General features: G+C 68.4%; 13 protein-coding genes. 8 read left to right on the top strand and 5 right to left on the bottom strand.

Features of this window, described 5'->3' with window-relative positions:
• Positions 1 to 84 precede the first annotated feature (84 nt).
• Entirely contained in the window at positions 85 to 894 is an 810-nt protein-coding gene (locus tag ACOCEP_RS20490; RefSeq protein WP_482339327.1) for a DUF4097 family beta strand repeat-containing protein, read from the top strand.
• Positions 895 to 1,219: 325 nt separating this feature from the next.
• Positions 1,220 to 2,476, top strand: a complete 1,257-nt coding sequence (locus ACOCEP_RS20485) for an HNH endonuclease signature motif containing protein (protein WP_482339325.1) — start codon at positions 1,220 to 1,222, stop codon at positions 2,474 to 2,476.
• Positions 2,477 to 2,841: 365 nt separating this feature from the next.
• Here the strand turns inward: ACOCEP_RS20485 and pip are convergent, their stop codons facing one another.
• Positions 2,842 to 3,777 carry a prolyl aminopeptidase gene (gene pip, locus ACOCEP_RS20480; RefSeq protein WP_482339324.1) on the bottom strand — a complete coding sequence of 312 codons (936 nt, stop codon included), beginning with the start codon at positions 3,775 to 3,777 and terminating at the stop codon, positions 2,842 to 2,844.
• 100 nt (positions 3,778 to 3,877) lie between these two features.
• On the opposite strand from pip, the gene ACOCEP_RS20475 reads away from it, so the two are divergent.
• Positions 3,878 to 4,990, top strand: a complete 1,113-nt coding sequence (locus ACOCEP_RS20475) for a carboxylate-amine ligase (protein ID WP_482339322.1) — start codon at positions 3,878 to 3,880, stop codon at positions 4,988 to 4,990.
• A gap of 12 nt (positions 4,991 to 5,002) precedes the next feature.
• Here the strand turns inward: ACOCEP_RS20475 and ACOCEP_RS20470 are convergent, their stop codons facing one another.
• Entirely contained in the window at positions 5,003 to 5,608 is a 606-nt protein-coding gene (locus tag ACOCEP_RS20470) for a response regulator transcription factor (protein ID WP_126730009.1), read from the bottom strand.
• Between the two features lie 467 nt (positions 5,609 to 6,075).
• Here ACOCEP_RS20470 and ACOCEP_RS20465 point away from each other — a divergent pair, with 467 nt between their 5' ends.
• Positions 6,076 to 6,774: a helix-turn-helix domain-containing protein gene (locus tag ACOCEP_RS20465; protein ID WP_482339776.1), complete on the top strand. Its 699-nt coding sequence runs from the start codon at positions 6,076 to 6,078 to the stop codon at positions 6,772 to 6,774.
• A 77-nt stretch (positions 6,775 to 6,851) separates the two neighbouring features.
• Here ACOCEP_RS20465 and ACOCEP_RS20460 read toward each other — a convergent pair whose 3' ends face one another.
• Positions 6,852 to 7,847, bottom strand: a complete 996-nt coding sequence (locus tag ACOCEP_RS20460) for a DUF1702 family protein (protein ID WP_482339321.1) — start codon at positions 7,845 to 7,847, stop codon at positions 6,852 to 6,854.
• A gap of 436 nt (positions 7,848 to 8,283) precedes the next feature.
• Here ACOCEP_RS20460 and ACOCEP_RS20455 point away from each other — a divergent pair, with 436 nt between their 5' ends.
• The 3 genes from ACOCEP_RS20455 (at position 8,284) to ACOCEP_RS20445 (ending at position 10,597) form a co-directional block, all read left to right on the top strand.
• On the top strand, positions 8,284 to 8,889 hold the full coding sequence (locus ACOCEP_RS20455; protein WP_482339319.1) for a response regulator transcription factor: 606 nt from the start codon (positions 8,284 to 8,286) through the stop codon (positions 8,887 to 8,889).
• A gap of 164 nt (positions 8,890 to 9,053) precedes the next feature.
• Positions 9,054 to 9,866, top strand: a complete 813-nt coding sequence (locus tag ACOCEP_RS20450; RefSeq protein ID WP_482339317.1) for an AfsR/SARP family transcriptional regulator — start codon at positions 9,054 to 9,056, stop codon at positions 9,864 to 9,866.
• Positions 9,867 to 9,910: 44 nt separating this feature from the next.
• On the top strand, positions 9,911 to 10,597 hold the full coding sequence (locus ACOCEP_RS20445; protein WP_482339315.1) for a winged helix-turn-helix transcriptional regulator: 687 nt from the start codon (positions 9,911 to 9,913) through the stop codon (positions 10,595 to 10,597).
• A 46-nt stretch (positions 10,598 to 10,643) separates the two neighbouring features.
• Here ACOCEP_RS20445 and ACOCEP_RS20440 read toward each other — a convergent pair whose 3' ends face one another.
• On the bottom strand, positions 10,644 to 11,264 hold the full coding sequence (locus ACOCEP_RS20440) for an L-threonylcarbamoyladenylate synthase (RefSeq protein WP_005154159.1): 621 nt from the start codon (positions 11,262 to 11,264) through the stop codon (positions 10,644 to 10,646).
• Positions 11,265 to 11,614: 350 nt separating this feature from the next.
• Here ACOCEP_RS20440 and ACOCEP_RS20435 point away from each other — a divergent pair, with 350 nt between their 5' ends.
• Positions 11,615 to 13,936: a sensor histidine kinase gene (locus ACOCEP_RS20435; RefSeq protein ID WP_482339775.1), complete on the top strand. Its 2,322-nt coding sequence runs from the start codon at positions 11,615 to 11,617 to the stop codon at positions 13,934 to 13,936.
• 160 nt (positions 13,937 to 14,096) lie between these two features.
• Here ACOCEP_RS20435 and ACOCEP_RS20430 read toward each other — a convergent pair whose 3' ends face one another.
• Positions 14,097 to 14,702 (bottom strand): response regulator transcription factor, encoded by a 606-nt coding sequence (locus ACOCEP_RS20430; protein ID WP_482339774.1) that lies wholly within the window; start codon positions 14,700 to 14,702, stop codon positions 14,097 to 14,099.
• Positions 14,703 to 14,772 lie beyond the last annotated feature (70 nt).

Genomic DNA, 14,772 nt, shown 5'->3' with positions numbered 1-14,772 from the left:
GTCAGCGCCGTGGCGGTCCGGTGTCAGGACGGTCGGCGATCGTTGCTTTCACCACGAGAGATCACCACCACCGAGGAGTTCGAGATGTCTGTTTTCCCCACGCCGCAGCCGATCACCGCCACCCTGACCATCGCCGGCGCCCGGGTGCGCGTCGCCGCGAGCGAGCGCCCGGACACGGTGGTGCTGGTCGAGCCGATCGACGCCGCGAGCAAGTCGGACGTGAAGGTCGCCGCGAACACCAAGGTCGCCTTCGAGGATGGGAAACTGTCGATCGAGACGAAGAAGGCGGGCGGCAAGAACGGCTCGGTCGCGATCACCGTCGAGGTGCCCACCGGCTCGCGCCTGGTCCTGAACACGGCCTGGTCGGCGGTGAACGCCGAAGGGCGGTTCGGCGACTGCACGCTGGAAATGTCGTCGGGCCAGGTCCGGCTCGACCGCGTCACGGCGGTGCGAGGCGACCTTTCGGCCGGTGAGGTCGAGATCGGGCACGTCGCCGGTACCGCGGACCTCGAAGGCGGTTCGGCCGGGGTGCGGATCGGCGAGGCCGGCGGCGTCGTCAAGTACTCGGGTTCGACCGGGAAGGTCTGGATCGGGCACGCCCGGTCCGACGTCGACCTCTCCGGTTCGAGCGGGAGTTTCGACATCGACCGCGCCGACGGCGACGTCGTCGCCCAGGCCGCCGACTGCCCGATCCGCGTCGGACGGCTGTCGGGCGGTTCGGCCGAGCTGGCGAACGCGTCCGGCGGCATCGAGGTCGGCGTCGACGGGACCGCCGCGTCGGTGGATGCCAAGAGCACCAAGGGATCCGTGCGCAACTCCGTCGCCGACGGCGGGAACGTCAAGGTCCACGCGCGCACGCGGCTCGACGACATCGTCATCCACCGCGCCGCGTGACGCCGGTGGTCGAGGTGGTCGCAATCAGTCGGCTGATTGCGACCACCTCCCTTCGTTTGGTGATGGCCGGAGCAGGCTGGCGCTGGATTCGGGACGTCGAGGGGCGGCTGCTTCGTGCGCTTAGGGTTCTTCGCTTACTTAGGACGCTTCGCGGACTTAAGGCTCTTCGCTTACTTTGAAGACGCTTCGCGCGCTTAAGACAATTGGCTTACTTAGGACGCTTCGCGCGCTTAAGGCTCCCTTCGCTGTTGCCATTTTTCGGCAATTTCTCGTATTGGGCCGTTTGGGCTAGCGCAGGTGTTCGATACGGAGTAGCTTCGGTGTCGTGGCCAGCAACAACGCACCCCCAGAGACGACCGCCGAGTGGTGGCGCGTCGACACCGCGACGCTGCATGCCCGCAAACAGGAACTCGAAATCTTGAAACGCCGGGCAGATGCGGAACAGAACGCGATCCTCGCGGAAATCAATGCCCGCGGCATCCGCGGGTGTTCAGGACATTCGACGTTGTCGGCGTTGATCTTCGAGGACTTCCTGGTCACCGACAAGGAAGCCGAGGCCCGCGCCGACCGCGTCCTCGCCCTGCATCCCGGCCCCGCAATCGGCGGCGACCCCGAACCGCCCCTGGCGCCGTTGACCGCTGTAGCGGCCGCCGAAGGCGCGATCGGGGGCGCGCAGATCGACGCGATCATCCGCACCCTGGCCCGTATCCCGTCTTCTGTTCCTGAGGAGGACGTGCGGACCGGAGAGAAGATCCTGGTGGAGCTGGCTCGCCGGGCGGGGCCGCGGCAGATCGCCCGTGCCGGGCGCCGCCTGCTGGACACACTCGACCCCGACGGCAAAGAACCTCGCAGCGAAGACCCGAAAGACACCCGCCCGGAGCTACGGTTCGTCAAACACCGCGACGGCACCCTCGGCTTGAAGGCCCGGCTTGATCTGGAAACCTACGCCCGCCTGAAATCCGACCTGGATCCGATGGCAAAGCCTCATAAAGCGGTGGACGGGGTGCGGGACTCCCGCAGCCAGGACGAACGCTACGGGGATGCTTTCACCGACTACGTCCGACTCAAGACCACCAGCCGCAACCTCCCCGGCCAAGCCGGCGAAGCCACCCACATCCTGGTCACCATGTCGTATGAAGACCTGATCAACGACCTCGGTGAAGCACATCTGGACCTGGTCGGACCGATCAGCGCCACCGACGCCCGCATCCTCGCCTGCGACGCCCGCATCCGACCCGGCGTCCTCGGCACCGCAGGCGAACCACTGGACATCGGCCGGTCGAAACGGACCGTCTCCCTCGCCCAAAAGTACGCGTTGACGATCCGGGACGGTGGCTGCGCCTTCCCCGGCTGCGACATGCCCGTCCCCCGCTGCACCGCCCACCACATTGTTTTCTGGCGCCACCACGGCGAAACGAAAATCGACAACCTGGTGCTGCTGTGCACGAAGCATCATCGGTTGATCCACCGCAGCGAATGGAAAGTCCAGATCGCCCAAGACGGCCTGCCGGAGTTCACCCCACCCACCTACCTCGACCCCACCGGAACCCCGAGACGGAACACCATGCACCTCAGAACATAGGCCGAACCCGCGACAAATCCACCCTGGAGGGCTTGATGAAACTGCATTGGGATCGCTGCCTCGACGGCCACGCCGGAGGCGGAGACCCTTCGGCCGATGGCCGACGGGTCCGTTGCGGCGCGCTTTTCCGATCAGGCAGCCACTACCGGTTGACCACCGGTGGAATCGCCGTGGTCCGCGGTGCGGGGATCAGTGTCGGAGCCCAGCCCGTTCGCCGGCGATCCCGTGTACCGCAACACTCCCCGATCGCCGGACACCAGTGCGCCGACCGCTCCGGTCGCAGAGGATACGCACCCACGGATAAATTCAGCGTCACGGAACCGACCGCATTCCTCCTGCGAACCAATATAAATGCGCCCCACACCTCAGACCGCGAACCGCTCCAACGCCGCCAGCTTCCACGCTCGTTTCACGTCGCTCGAGTGATGGCCCGAGTCGTCGTCGATCAGCAACTCCGCCCCCGGCCAGGCTCGGGCGAGTTCCCAGGCCGTGTCCACCGGACAGCTCAGGTCACGACGCCCGTGGATCAGCACGCCCGGAATGTCGCGCAACAGACCGGCGTCACGGATCAGCGCGCCGGGCTCCAGCCAGCCCGCGTGGGAGTAGTAGTGCGTGACGATGCGTGCGAACGCGAGTTCCCACTCACCGATCGGGCCATTGTGGACGGTCGCACCCGGCTCCCATGACAGCACGGTGTCCTCCCAGACGAGCCAGGAGCGAGCGGCCTCGGTCCGCACCTGGGGATCGGGATCTTCCATGAGCCGTGCGTAAGCGGCGACGAGGTCGCCGGTGAGATCACCGCGGAAGCGGGCCCATTCTTCGGGAAAGAACCGGCCGACGCCGTGATACAGCCAGTCGATCTCGGACGGCCGCGTGGTGCTGATGGCGCTGACGACGATCTCGGTGACCCGCTCCGGGAACCGTTCGGCGTAGGCGAGCGCGAGCGTCGTGCCCCACGAACCCCCAGTGACGAGCCAGCGTTCGATACCCAGATGCTTCCGCAGGCGTTCCATGTCGGCGACGAGATGATCCGTCGTGTTGTGCCGGAGGCCGGTCGCCGGGTCGCTCGCGTGCGGAGTGCTGCGACCGCAGCCGCGCTGATCGAACAGCACCGCACGGTAGCGGGCGGGGTCGAACATCCGCCGCATGCCCGGCGTACAGCCCTGGCCGGGGCCGCCGTGCAGCATGACCGCGGGCTTCCCGGCCGGGTTCCCGCAGGTCTCCCAGTAGACGAGGTTGCCGTCACCTACATCGAGCAGCCCGCTGTCGTACGGCTCGGCCGGCGGATGAAGATCGATCATGAACCAAGGCTAGACCCTCAGTGAGGCCACGAAACACTTTCGCCGCAACGAAGTTCAGCACACCGGCCCTTTCCTCGCCGGGCCCGAAGGAGCAGATTCAGTGGCACCGGCGAAAACCACGGAACGGGGAACCATGTTCACCCTTGGTGTGGAAGAAGAGTTCGTCCTGCTCGACCCGGTGGACGGCTCGGTCGCGTTACGAGCCCCGGAGCTGCTCGAAAGCCTCCCTCCCGGGCCGGACGTCACCGGTGAGCTGATGCGGTTCCAGATCGAGACCGCGACCGGCGTCTGCGGTGGCCTGGACGAGGTGCGTTCGGAACTGACGCGGCTGCGGCAGCTCGTCGCGGCGGCGGCGCGGGCCGACGGTTGCCTGATGGCGGCGACGGGGATCCCGCCCGGCGGCCTGCGAGGAGACACGCTCACACCCGAGCCGCGCTACCGGCGGATGGCACAGGCGTTCCCGGACCTGATCGGCGAGGCGGGGACGTGCGCCTGCCATGTGCACGTCGGGCTGCCGTCGCGGGATCTGGGCGCACGGGTGCTCGCCAGGCTGCGGCCGTGGCTCGCGCCGCTCCTGGCGCTCAGTGTCAACTCCCCGGTCGAGAACGGCGCGGACTCCGGGTGGTCGAGCAGGCGCTTCCCGCTCTGGGACCGGTGGCCGACGGCCCGGCCACCCGACGAATGGTCCGGCGCGGCCGCGTACGACCGGAGCATCGGGGATGCCGTGCGCCACGGCGCCGCCCTCGACGCGGCGGGGGTGTACTTCTACGCCCGCCTTTCCCCGCGGTACCCCACGGTCGAGGTGCGGATCGCCGACGTCTGCCTGTCCGTCGACGACGCGGTTCTGCTCGCCGCGCTGGTGCGCGGACTGGTCGTGACCTGCGCGGCGACGACGAGGCCTCCGCGCGCTCGCGGGACCAGGATCGACGCGGCCTTGACGGCGGCCGCCCGCCGTGGGCTGGACGGGCCGGGCGTCGACGTCTTCACCGGCGGGGAGGCCGATCAACGCGAAATTCTCGGCGAGCTCGTCGAGTTCATCCGGCCGGCGCTCATCGCGACGGGCGACGCGGACGACGTCGAACGAGGATTGGACGCGCTGTTCGACCACGGTACCGGCGCTGCCCGGCAACGCAGGCTGCTCGCCGAAGCGGCTTCACCCGGCGAGTTCGCCGCGGAGCTCGCCCACGCCACGATGACCGTCCCGGCCAGGTGAGGCGCCTCCGCGTCACAGCCAGCCGGACTCCCTGGCGATCCGCACCGCGTCGACCCGGTTGCGGGCGCTGAGCTTCGAAACGATCGTCGTCAGGTAGTTCCGCACGGTACCCGCGGACAGGAACAGCTCGGCGGCGATCTCGGTCGGGTCGGAGCCGACCGACGCCAGCCGGAGCACCTCGATCTCGCGGGTGGTGAGTGGGCAATCCTCGCTGTCCCAGGCGGCGAGCGCCAGATCGCCGTCGACGACGCGCCGTCCGGCGGCGACCCCGCGGACCGCGTTGGCGAGCCGGTCGGCGGGCGCGTCCTTGCGCAGGAAGCCGTTGACCTTCGCGGCGAGCGCCCGCCGCAGGGTTCCGGGGCTGCCGAGCGAGGTGAGGATCAGCGTGCGGACGCCGGGAAGCCGCTCGTGCAGCTCGGCGGCCGCGGTGAGCCCGTCCTTGCCCGGCAGGTCGATGTCGATGAGCGCGACGTCGGGGCGCGTGGATTGCGCGAGCGGGAGGATCTCGTCGCCGCTCGCGCATTCGGCGACGACCTCGATGTCGGCTTCCAAGCCGAGCAGCGCGACCAGTGCCCCCCGGACAATGTGCATGTCCTCGGCCACCAGGACCTTGATCATCGACCCCATCTGCCTTTCCGCCCGCGTCGCTCCCCCGAGCCGACGATACTATCCTCACACACCCGTTCCGCGAAATGGAAACCGGCCCTTGACCACCGAGGGGTGCGCGGTCAAGAGCCGGTTCTGTGTTGTCGCGGGAATACGTTCTTCGCACCACGCCAACACGGCCGGGGTGGTTCCGGCGTGAATGCGCTACCAGGAATTCTGCGCCCGTCCGCCACCGGGATCCAGTGCGCGCACCATTGCCGGACCATGGTTTTCGCATGGTCGGCAGTGCCCGGAGGCCACCGTGAAATTTTCATGCCGCCCCGCACAGCAATTCATATCGGGCGATGAATCAAGCACTTCAGGAGTAGCGGTGGCGAACAGTAGTGTCGGAAACCGCAAACATCCCAGAAATCCTCGAGCGAAAGGACGGCACAATGGATGAGACTGTCCGGCGAGCCGTGGAGCGAGCCATTGGGGCCATGCACGAGAAACTGGGCGAAGAGCTCACTATCGACGACATCGCCCGCGCCGCGACCTTCAGCAAATTCCATTTCAGCAGGGTGTTCCAGCAGGCCACCGGCGTCTCTCCCGGCCGGTTCCTGTCCGCGCTGCGGCTCGACGAGGCCAAACGCCTGCTGCTGACCACCTCGATCTCGGTCGCCGACATCAGCCACCGCGTGGGCTACAACGGCGTCGGCACCTTCAGCACCCGGTTCAGCAACCGCGTGGGCCTCTCTCCCTCCGTGTACCGCCGCCAGGGCGGGTTCCAGCACCGCCTGGCGGGCGAACCCCTTCCCGGCGCGAAGCCGGCGATCGTCCGCGGTTTCGTGTCCGCGCCGCCGGAGATCTCACCCGGTCTCGTGTTCGTCGGCCTGTTCCCGACCCGTATCCCCGAGGGCGCGCCCGTGCGGCACACGGTCATCGACGTCCCCGGCCCCTATCAGCTGACCGACGTCCCGGAAGGCACCTGGCACCTCGTCGCGCACTGCGTGACCGGGCCGCTCACGCGCCGTGGCACCGGGCTCACCGGGCACCACGGGCCGATCACCGTCGAGCCGGGCGTCACCGCGCGGCTGGCGGACCTGCGGGTGCGCCCGAAGCGCCTGTTCGACCCGCCGGTCCTGCTCGCGCTCCCCGATCTGCGGCACCGGCCGGAGCCGGCCAGGCGGGCGGCCTGAGCCTCACCCGCGTGTCAGGAAAGGGTCGTTCAAGACGCGAAACGTCCTGAACGACCCTTTCCTGACATCCCCGTGACTCAGGCGGCCAGGCGGCCGGCCGAAGGGACGAGACCGTCCCGGATGTTCTGCCTCCACAGCTCATAGGCCGGGGTCCCGTCCGGAGCGTCCTCGGTGACCTCGGTCGAGTCGGCCAGGACGACGGCCTCCTCGATGCTCAGCCCGGCGAGCGTCCGCACGGCGAGCCGGGTGTGCGGCGGGACGAACGACGAGAACGTCCTCGCCTTCACCGCGAACACGACGCCGAGGCCGAGTTCGTCCTGATGCTCACCCGCCGCCTCGCGCAGCTTCTCCAGCCCGGCCTGATCGCAGCCGCCCGCGAAGGTCGAGGCCAGCCCGACACCGCTCCACAGGTCCGGGCGGCGTCCGGCGGGGAAGCGGTCCACCGCCTCGGCGACCTTCACCGGGTCGCCGCCGTTGATGAACCACAACGCCCGCCCGATGCCCTGGTCACAGGCGCGAGGGAAGTACGCCGGCGCGCCCGCCCACGGGTACGGCTTGGGCACGAACTGCTCGCCGACCCACTTGTCCGTGTCGAAGTAGGCACGGTCGAAGGCGTAGCCGTCGACGGCGAGCCAGCTCATCGTCGGGTGGAAGGGGACGCCGTCGAGCTCCGGCAGCACCTTCTTCCACAGCGGCCGGGGCAGGCGGGCCATCGCGAACCCGATGCCGATGTAGGTCAGGAACACGTGCGGCAGCCCGGGGCCGCTCATCAGTTCGGCCGTGCGGTCCTTCCGGCCGCCGGGCATCACGTCGAGGATGGTGAACGCCATCGCCGCGCCCTCGTAGGCGAACCCCCGCATCTCGGGCTCGACCATGTCCAGCCGCCGTTCGGCCTCCCACAGCGCCGGCGCGTCGATCCCCCATTCGAACCCGCAGACCACCGACTGCGGGATCGACTCCAGGCGGGCGGTCGCCGGCGTCGGCGGCACTCCGAATCCGCGCCCCTCGAAGCCGACCGAAGCCAGCGAAGGCGCGAACAACACCTTACGCAGAGCACCCAGCAATGAGCTCATCAGATACGTCCTTTGTGGATAGTGGCGATTCGCGCGTGAAACCGGCTCGTGCCGAGGACACCACGCCGCGGTCTTCTCACGCTCGACGCCCGATCAAGGACGGCGCCGGTACCGCCGAACAGGCCATCCCTGATCCCCGAAAAAGACGGATTCACCCGTTCGCCGGGTGGATTCACCGGTATGCAAAGTACTCAACAGGAAATGAAAAGCACTCCGGACACCATTTTTGCCAACTTCTTACCTGACGGTGAGTAATCGATCGCTCGCAGTTTCACCACCTTCGAAGCCACGTCATCGTCGCAGCTCACCGGAGAATCGATCATGCGAAGCGGCCGCCAGAAAATGCGCAACCTTGTATCGTGCGAATCAGATTCACTCTTACGGGTTTGCTGGGTACACTGAGAGTTACCGTCTTTCTGGGGAAGAGGAGGTCGGAGTGATCCGAGTCCTGTTGGCCGAGGACATGCACCTGGTCCGAGGCGCCTTGGTAGCCCTGCTGAACCTCGAACGAGACATCGAAGTCGTCGCGGAGGTGGGTTCCGGCGACAAGATCCTTCCGATGGCGGCGGAGTACCTGCCGGACGTCGCGATCATCGACATAGACCTGCCCGCCAAGGACGGTCTCACCGCCGCATCCGAACTCTGCCAGCAGCTGCCGGACGTCCGCACCCTGATCCTCACGTCGCTCGGCCGCCCGGGCACCGTGCGCCGCGCGCTCGACGCGAAGGTCAACGGCTTCCTGCTCAAGGACGCGCCGGCCGACAAACTCGCCAACGCCGTCCGATCGGTCGCCACCGGCCGCCGGGTCATCGACAGCGAGCTCGCCTTGTCCGCGTGGGAAACCGAGGACTGCCCGCTGACCCCGCGGGAGGTCGAGATCCTCCGTCTCGCCGCGAACGGGCGCACGGTCGCCGACATCGCGGCGCACCTGTTCCTGTCACCGGGAACGGTCCGGAACTACCTCGCCACCGTGGTGACGAAACTCAACGCCCGCAACCGGGTGGACGCCATCCGCATCGCCCGCGAATCGGACTGGCTCTGACCGGCTTCGCGTCTTCTCTTTTGCCACAACCGGTTCAGCGCCCCAGGTCGTGACGATCGCATACGGGGCAAAGAAAAAATCACGGTCCGCCGTGTGTTTCCGGCACTGTTCCGAAGGTTCCGCCTCTGTCACCGTCATTGAGGGGGAGTCCGGAGGGGCAGGGGATGCACGCGATGACGATCGAACCGGGTGACACGGTCGCCTCGGCCGGTGCGCCGCACGACGTGCGCGCGCGGCTCCTCGGCCCGCTCGAACTGCACGTCGGTGCCGCCGATCGCGCGCCCAGCACGCCGAAACTCCTGCAACTGCTGGCGATGCTGCTCGTCCGCCCCGGCAGGACGGTCCACGTCGACTCCCTCGTGCACGAGCTGTGGAACGAAGCCCCGCCCCGAAGCGCCCGCCGCGCCCTGCACACCTACGTCCATCACCTCCGCCGTCACCTCGACCCCGGCGGTACCGGCGATCTGCTGGTCACCAGCCCGCCCGGCTACCGGCTCGAGATCGACGCGGGAGTGGTCGACGTGGCGGAGTTCCAGCGGCTCCACCGGTCCGGCCGTGAACTGCTCGAAGAAGGCGGCAACGCGGCGGCCGCGCACGCCTTCCGTACCGCACTGGACCTGTGGTCCGGTCCCCCGCTGGCGAACATCCACTGTGGACCGACCCTCGCCGCCTACACCGTCTATCTGCTGGAGCAGCGGCGCGATGCCCGTGACCTGTGGATCGAGGCCGAGATCCGCGCCGGCAGGCACCGGGAGATGCTCGGCGTCCTGCGGTCGCTGACCACCGCGGACCCGTACGACGAAACCCTGCACGCCCACCTGATCCGCGCGCTGGGGCTCAGCGGACGACGCAGCGACGCCCTGGCGTCCTACGAGTGGCTGCGCTCCAGGCTCGAAGACGAACTGGGGGTGAAACCCAGCGCCGAACTGCGAGAGCTGCACCGCGAACTGCTTTCCGAGGGACACCCGGTCCGCTGACCGAGCACCACCACCACCAGAACCAGGAATATGAGGAGTCAAGCATGACCGCTCGCACCTATGGCCAGTTCTGCGGCCTCGCCCGCGCCCTCGAGATCATCGGGGAGCGCTGGTCCCTGCTCGTGATCCGTGACCTGGTGCTCGGCCCGAAACGGTTCGACGAGTTACAACAGGGCCTGCCGAAGATCCCGATGAGCATCCTGTCGACCCGGCTCAACGAGCTGGAACGGCACGGTGTCGTCCAGCGCCGGGTGCTCTCGCAGCTCGACGCCGGGGTGGTCTACGAACTGACCGAGTACGGCAACGACCTCGACCAGATCGTGCTGCAGCTGGGCCTGTGGGGCGCCCGTTCGCTAGGCGACCCGACGGCGGACGACCTGTTCACCCTCGACTCGGCCGTCCTGTCGCTGTACACCACGTTCCAGCCGGACGCGGCCCGCGGCGTCCACTGCGCGTTCGAAATGCACTACGGCGGCGAGATGGTCATCCACGCGGTGGTCGAGGACGGCGCGCTGACCGCGGGCGAGGGCCCGCACCCGGACCCGGACCTCGTCATCGAGCCGCGCGGCCCGGTCATGCTGAAGCTGCTGAACGGCGAGCTGGACGCCGCGAGCGCGCTCACCAGCGGCGCCGTGGCCGTCAAGGGCGACCCGGACAAGCTGGCGCTGTTCACCCGGATGTTCCACATCCCCTCGGCCCCGGTGAAGTCCGAAGGGCTCGTCACGCACTGACGACGTTCTTCGCGGCGGGACCGGGAACACCGGTCCCGCCGTTTTCTCATTCGAACCGTGAGGTGTCGCCGGCGCCCCGCCGCACGATCTCCGGTTCCCCGGACGAGAAGTCGATGACCGTGGTGGGTTCGACCCCGCAGTCACCGGAGTCGATCACCGCGTCCACCACGTGCTCCAGATGTTCCTTGATGTCCCACCCCTGCGTCATCGGCTCCTCCTGGTCGGGCAGCAGCAGCGTGCTCGACAGCAGCGGTTCGCCGAGTTCGCCCAGCAGCGCCTGGGTGACCACGTGGTCCGGGATGCGCACGCCGACGGTCTTCTTCTTGGCGTGCAGCAGCCGGCGCGGAACCTCCTTGGTGGCCGGGAGGATGAACGTGTAGCTGCCGGGGGTGGACGCCTTGACCGCGCGGAAGACCGCGTTGTCCACGTGCACGAACTGGCCCAGCTGAGCGAAATCCTGGCACACCAGGGTGAAATGGTGGCGGTCGTCGAGCTTGCGGATGCTCCGGATGCGATCGATGCCCTGCTTGTTCCCCAGCTGGCAGCCGAGGGCGAAGCAGGAGTCCGTCGGGTACGCGATGAGCCCGTCTTCGCGCAGGATGTCGACGACCTGTCCGATCGCGCGCCGTTGCGGATTTTCCGGATGTACGTCGAAATACCTGGCCATGCGCAGAGCTTAGGGCCACCGGTTCCCTTCCGCCCGCGAGGGCGCCGCGTACACAGTGGATCTCTCCGGACCCTTCTTCGGCTCCGGCGTCTTCCATCGTGGCATGTTCCGCGACGAACGCGGTGGTGCGAACAGCCCACACCCGTGCGGGTGACCGGCCGAATTTCCCGTTCCCAGCAGGGAAAGCGTCTCCCTGTTCGCCGTTCTCCCGGTGCCCGGAGGGACCGGCCCGGGTAACGAACATGGGTTATGATCCGAATCATAGCGACGGAAGCCGTAAGGCGGCCGGGGCCGTCGCGAGGGGGGAACGCGACCGGATCGAGCCGTCTTCTGTCATCACTGGGGTGCCTGTGCCGGACCAGCTCGCTGTGACCGCCGAACCTCTGGGAACCGCCGGGATCGACCGGCGGCCCAGCCGGGCGCTGTTCCTCGCCGGGCTGGTCATCACCGTCGTCTTCGTCAACGCCTGCCTCTTCGGTCTGCTCGGCGTCCTGCTTCAGCCTGGGATGGATCTCCAGCACGGCTTGCTGGCCGTGCTGTACGTCGGGCCCGTGCTGGCGATCCAGCTGCTGTACTTCAGCCGCCCGGCGATCCGCCTGGACACCCGGCGGGCGAAAGTGGTCCTGGCGGTCCAGACCGGTCTCGCCTATCTGCCGGTACTGCACTTCGACGAGGCGCTGACCTCGCTGACCACCATCGCGGCGGGCAGTTCGCTGCTGGTCCTCCGCCCACGCGTCGGCTGGCCGGTGTTCACCACCCTCATCGCGGTCACGTCGTGGATCCTGTGGTTCCACGCCGACTCCGCGCTCGCGGCGACGATCGACACCGTCAGCGCGGTGGTCTACGGGCTGGTCACCTATCTGCTGACCTGGCTCGCGAGGCTGGTGAACGAACTGCACCGGGCCCGCACCGAACTGGCGAGGCGGGCCGTGGCCGAGCAGAGGCTGGCCTTCGCCAAGGATCTGCACGACCTGCTCGGGCTCGGTCTTTCCGCGATCTCGCTCAAGGGCGAACTGGTGCACCGGCTCCTGCGCAAGTCACCGGGGCGGGCGCGGGAGGAACTGGCCGAGATCACCGGGATCGCGCAGCGCACGCTGTCCGACGTGCGGTCGGTGGCCAGGGGATACCGTGAGCTGTCGCTGGACAAGGAATCGCGCACCGCGGTGTCGTTGCTGTCGGCGTCGAACGTCGCGGTGCGGGTCGATCTCGAAAAGGTCGAGCTGCCGGTGAAGCTGCGCACCTTGCTGGCGAAGGTGCTGCGGGAGGGCGTCACGAACGTGCTCCGCTACACCGGTGTCCAGCACTGCGAGATCACCGTGCGCACCAACGAGGGCCGGGTCGCGCTGGAGATCGTCCACGACGGCACCGCGCACGAGGACGTCCCGGAGGAGACGGCCGGGAGCCTCCGCGCGGTGACGGACGAGGTCGACGGGCACGGCGGGACGCTCAGCGCGGGTCCCGACGCGACCGGGCGATGGCGCCTCCATGCCGAACTGCCGGTGCCCGAGCAGGCCGACCCCGCCGAAGCCGCGCTGGCGCGAGGCCCCAGTCACTGGTCCCGGATCGACGCCAGGAACGTCCAATGGTTGCTGACGGCGGTCTTCATCGCCTTCGGTCTCTCCGCGATGTCCCGGGTGTTCAACCTGACCGGGGACGGCTGGCGCATCGCGCTCGTCGCCGGCCCCCTCACCGCGCTCGTCACCCTGCAACTGGCCTACTTCGCCCGGCCGAACGTCCGGCTGCGCTCCCGGCAGAGCTACGCGCTGCTGTTCATCCAGGCCTGTCTGGTATTTCTGCCGCTGATCCCGCTCGGGCACGACTGGGTGAGCCTTCCCAGCCTGTTCGCCGGCACCGCCCTGCTGGTGCTGCCACCGCTCGCGGGCTGGGTCGCGTTCGCCGCGACGGTCGCCGGGCCCGTGCTGATCCGGATCGACTCCGGCGCCGGCTTCCTCGACGCGTTCAACACCTTCGCGTCCCAGGTGAACACCGGCCTGATGGTCTTCGGTCTCATCTGGCTGATCCGGCTGGTGACCGAACTGGGCGAGACCAGGAAACGGCTTGCCGAGGTCGCGGTCGCCGAGGAGCGGCTGCGTTTCGCCAGGGACCTGCACGACCTGCTCGGCATGAGCCTCTCGGCGATCGCGCTGAAGAGCGAGCTGACCAGCCGGATCATGGACATCGACACCACACGGGCCTCCGACGAACTGCTGGAGATCCTCGGCCTGACCCGGCAGGCGCTGACCGACGTCCGCTCGGTGGCGAGCGGCTACCGGGAACTGTCGCTGGACCAGGAGTCGCGGTCCGCGCAGGCGGTACTGGTGGCCGCCGACGTCCAGGTGCGGCTGGAGATGGAGCACGGTGACCTGCCCGCCCCGGTGCGTACGGTGCTGGCCGTCGTGCTGCGCGAGAGCGTGACGAACGTGTTGCGGCACAGCAAGGTCGAACGGTGCGAGATCGCGGTCCGGCGGGTCGGCAACGGGGTCGCGCTGGACATCGTCAACGACGGCGTCGAGAACGGGCGGCCGCCGGCTCCGGGCAAGCCGGTGCGGATCGAGGCCGCGGGCAGTGGCATCACGAACATGTCGGATCGCGTCGCCGGGCTGGGCGGCGAGTTGACCGCCGGGGTCGAGGCCGACGGACGGTTCCGGTTGCGTGCCGTGGTGCCGGTCTAGGGCGTGTTTCACAAGTCTGTTCGATGGGATTCGTGATCCAGGTGGTTTCTGGCGGTGCGGGCGGATCGGCCTCGTACCGGGTCGTACTCGGCCGCATCCGCCCGTGCCGTCAGGGACCACCTGGGCGCGAAGACCGCGAACGTGACCTGTGAAACACGCCCTAGATCCAGCCGGATTCCTTCGCGATCCGGATCGCGTCGACCCGGTTGCGCGCGTTGAGCTTCGCCACGATCGTGGTCAGGTAGTTGCGCACCGTTCCGGTGGAGAGGAACGCCTTCGCCGCGACCTCCAGGGTGTCGCGGCCCTCCGCGGTCAACCGTAGGACGTCGATCTCGCGCGGGGTCAGCGGGCAGTCCACAGTGTCCCAGGCGGCCAGCGCCAGCTCGCCGTCGACCATCCGTCGTCCGGCGGCCACCCCGCGCACCGCGTTGGCGAGCTTCTCCGCGGGGGCGTCCTTCAACAGGAAACCGTTGACCTTGGCCGCCAGTGCCCGGCGAAGGGTGCCTGGCCTGCCGAGGCTGGTCAGGATCAGTGTCCTGACCTCGGGCAGCTGCTCGTGCAGCTCGGTGGCGGCGGTGAGGCCGTCCTTGCCGGGCAGGTCGATGTCGATGATCGCGACCTGGGTGGCCGAACTCCGCGCGGCGGCGAGGATCTGGTCACCGGACGCCACTTCGGACACCACTTCGATATCCGGCTCCAGCCGCAGGAGCGCCACCAGCGCTCCTCTGACGATATGCATGTCCTCGGCTATGAGAACTCTGATCACCATCGCGCCGCCCCCTCCGCGCACGCTGCCCCCTCACCCAACCTAAACACGGCCGACCGGAATGCGTTCC

This window comes from Amycolatopsis sp. CA-211722 (genome assembly GCF_056828465.1).
This window is presented reverse-complemented; position numbering and strand designations above follow the sequence as displayed.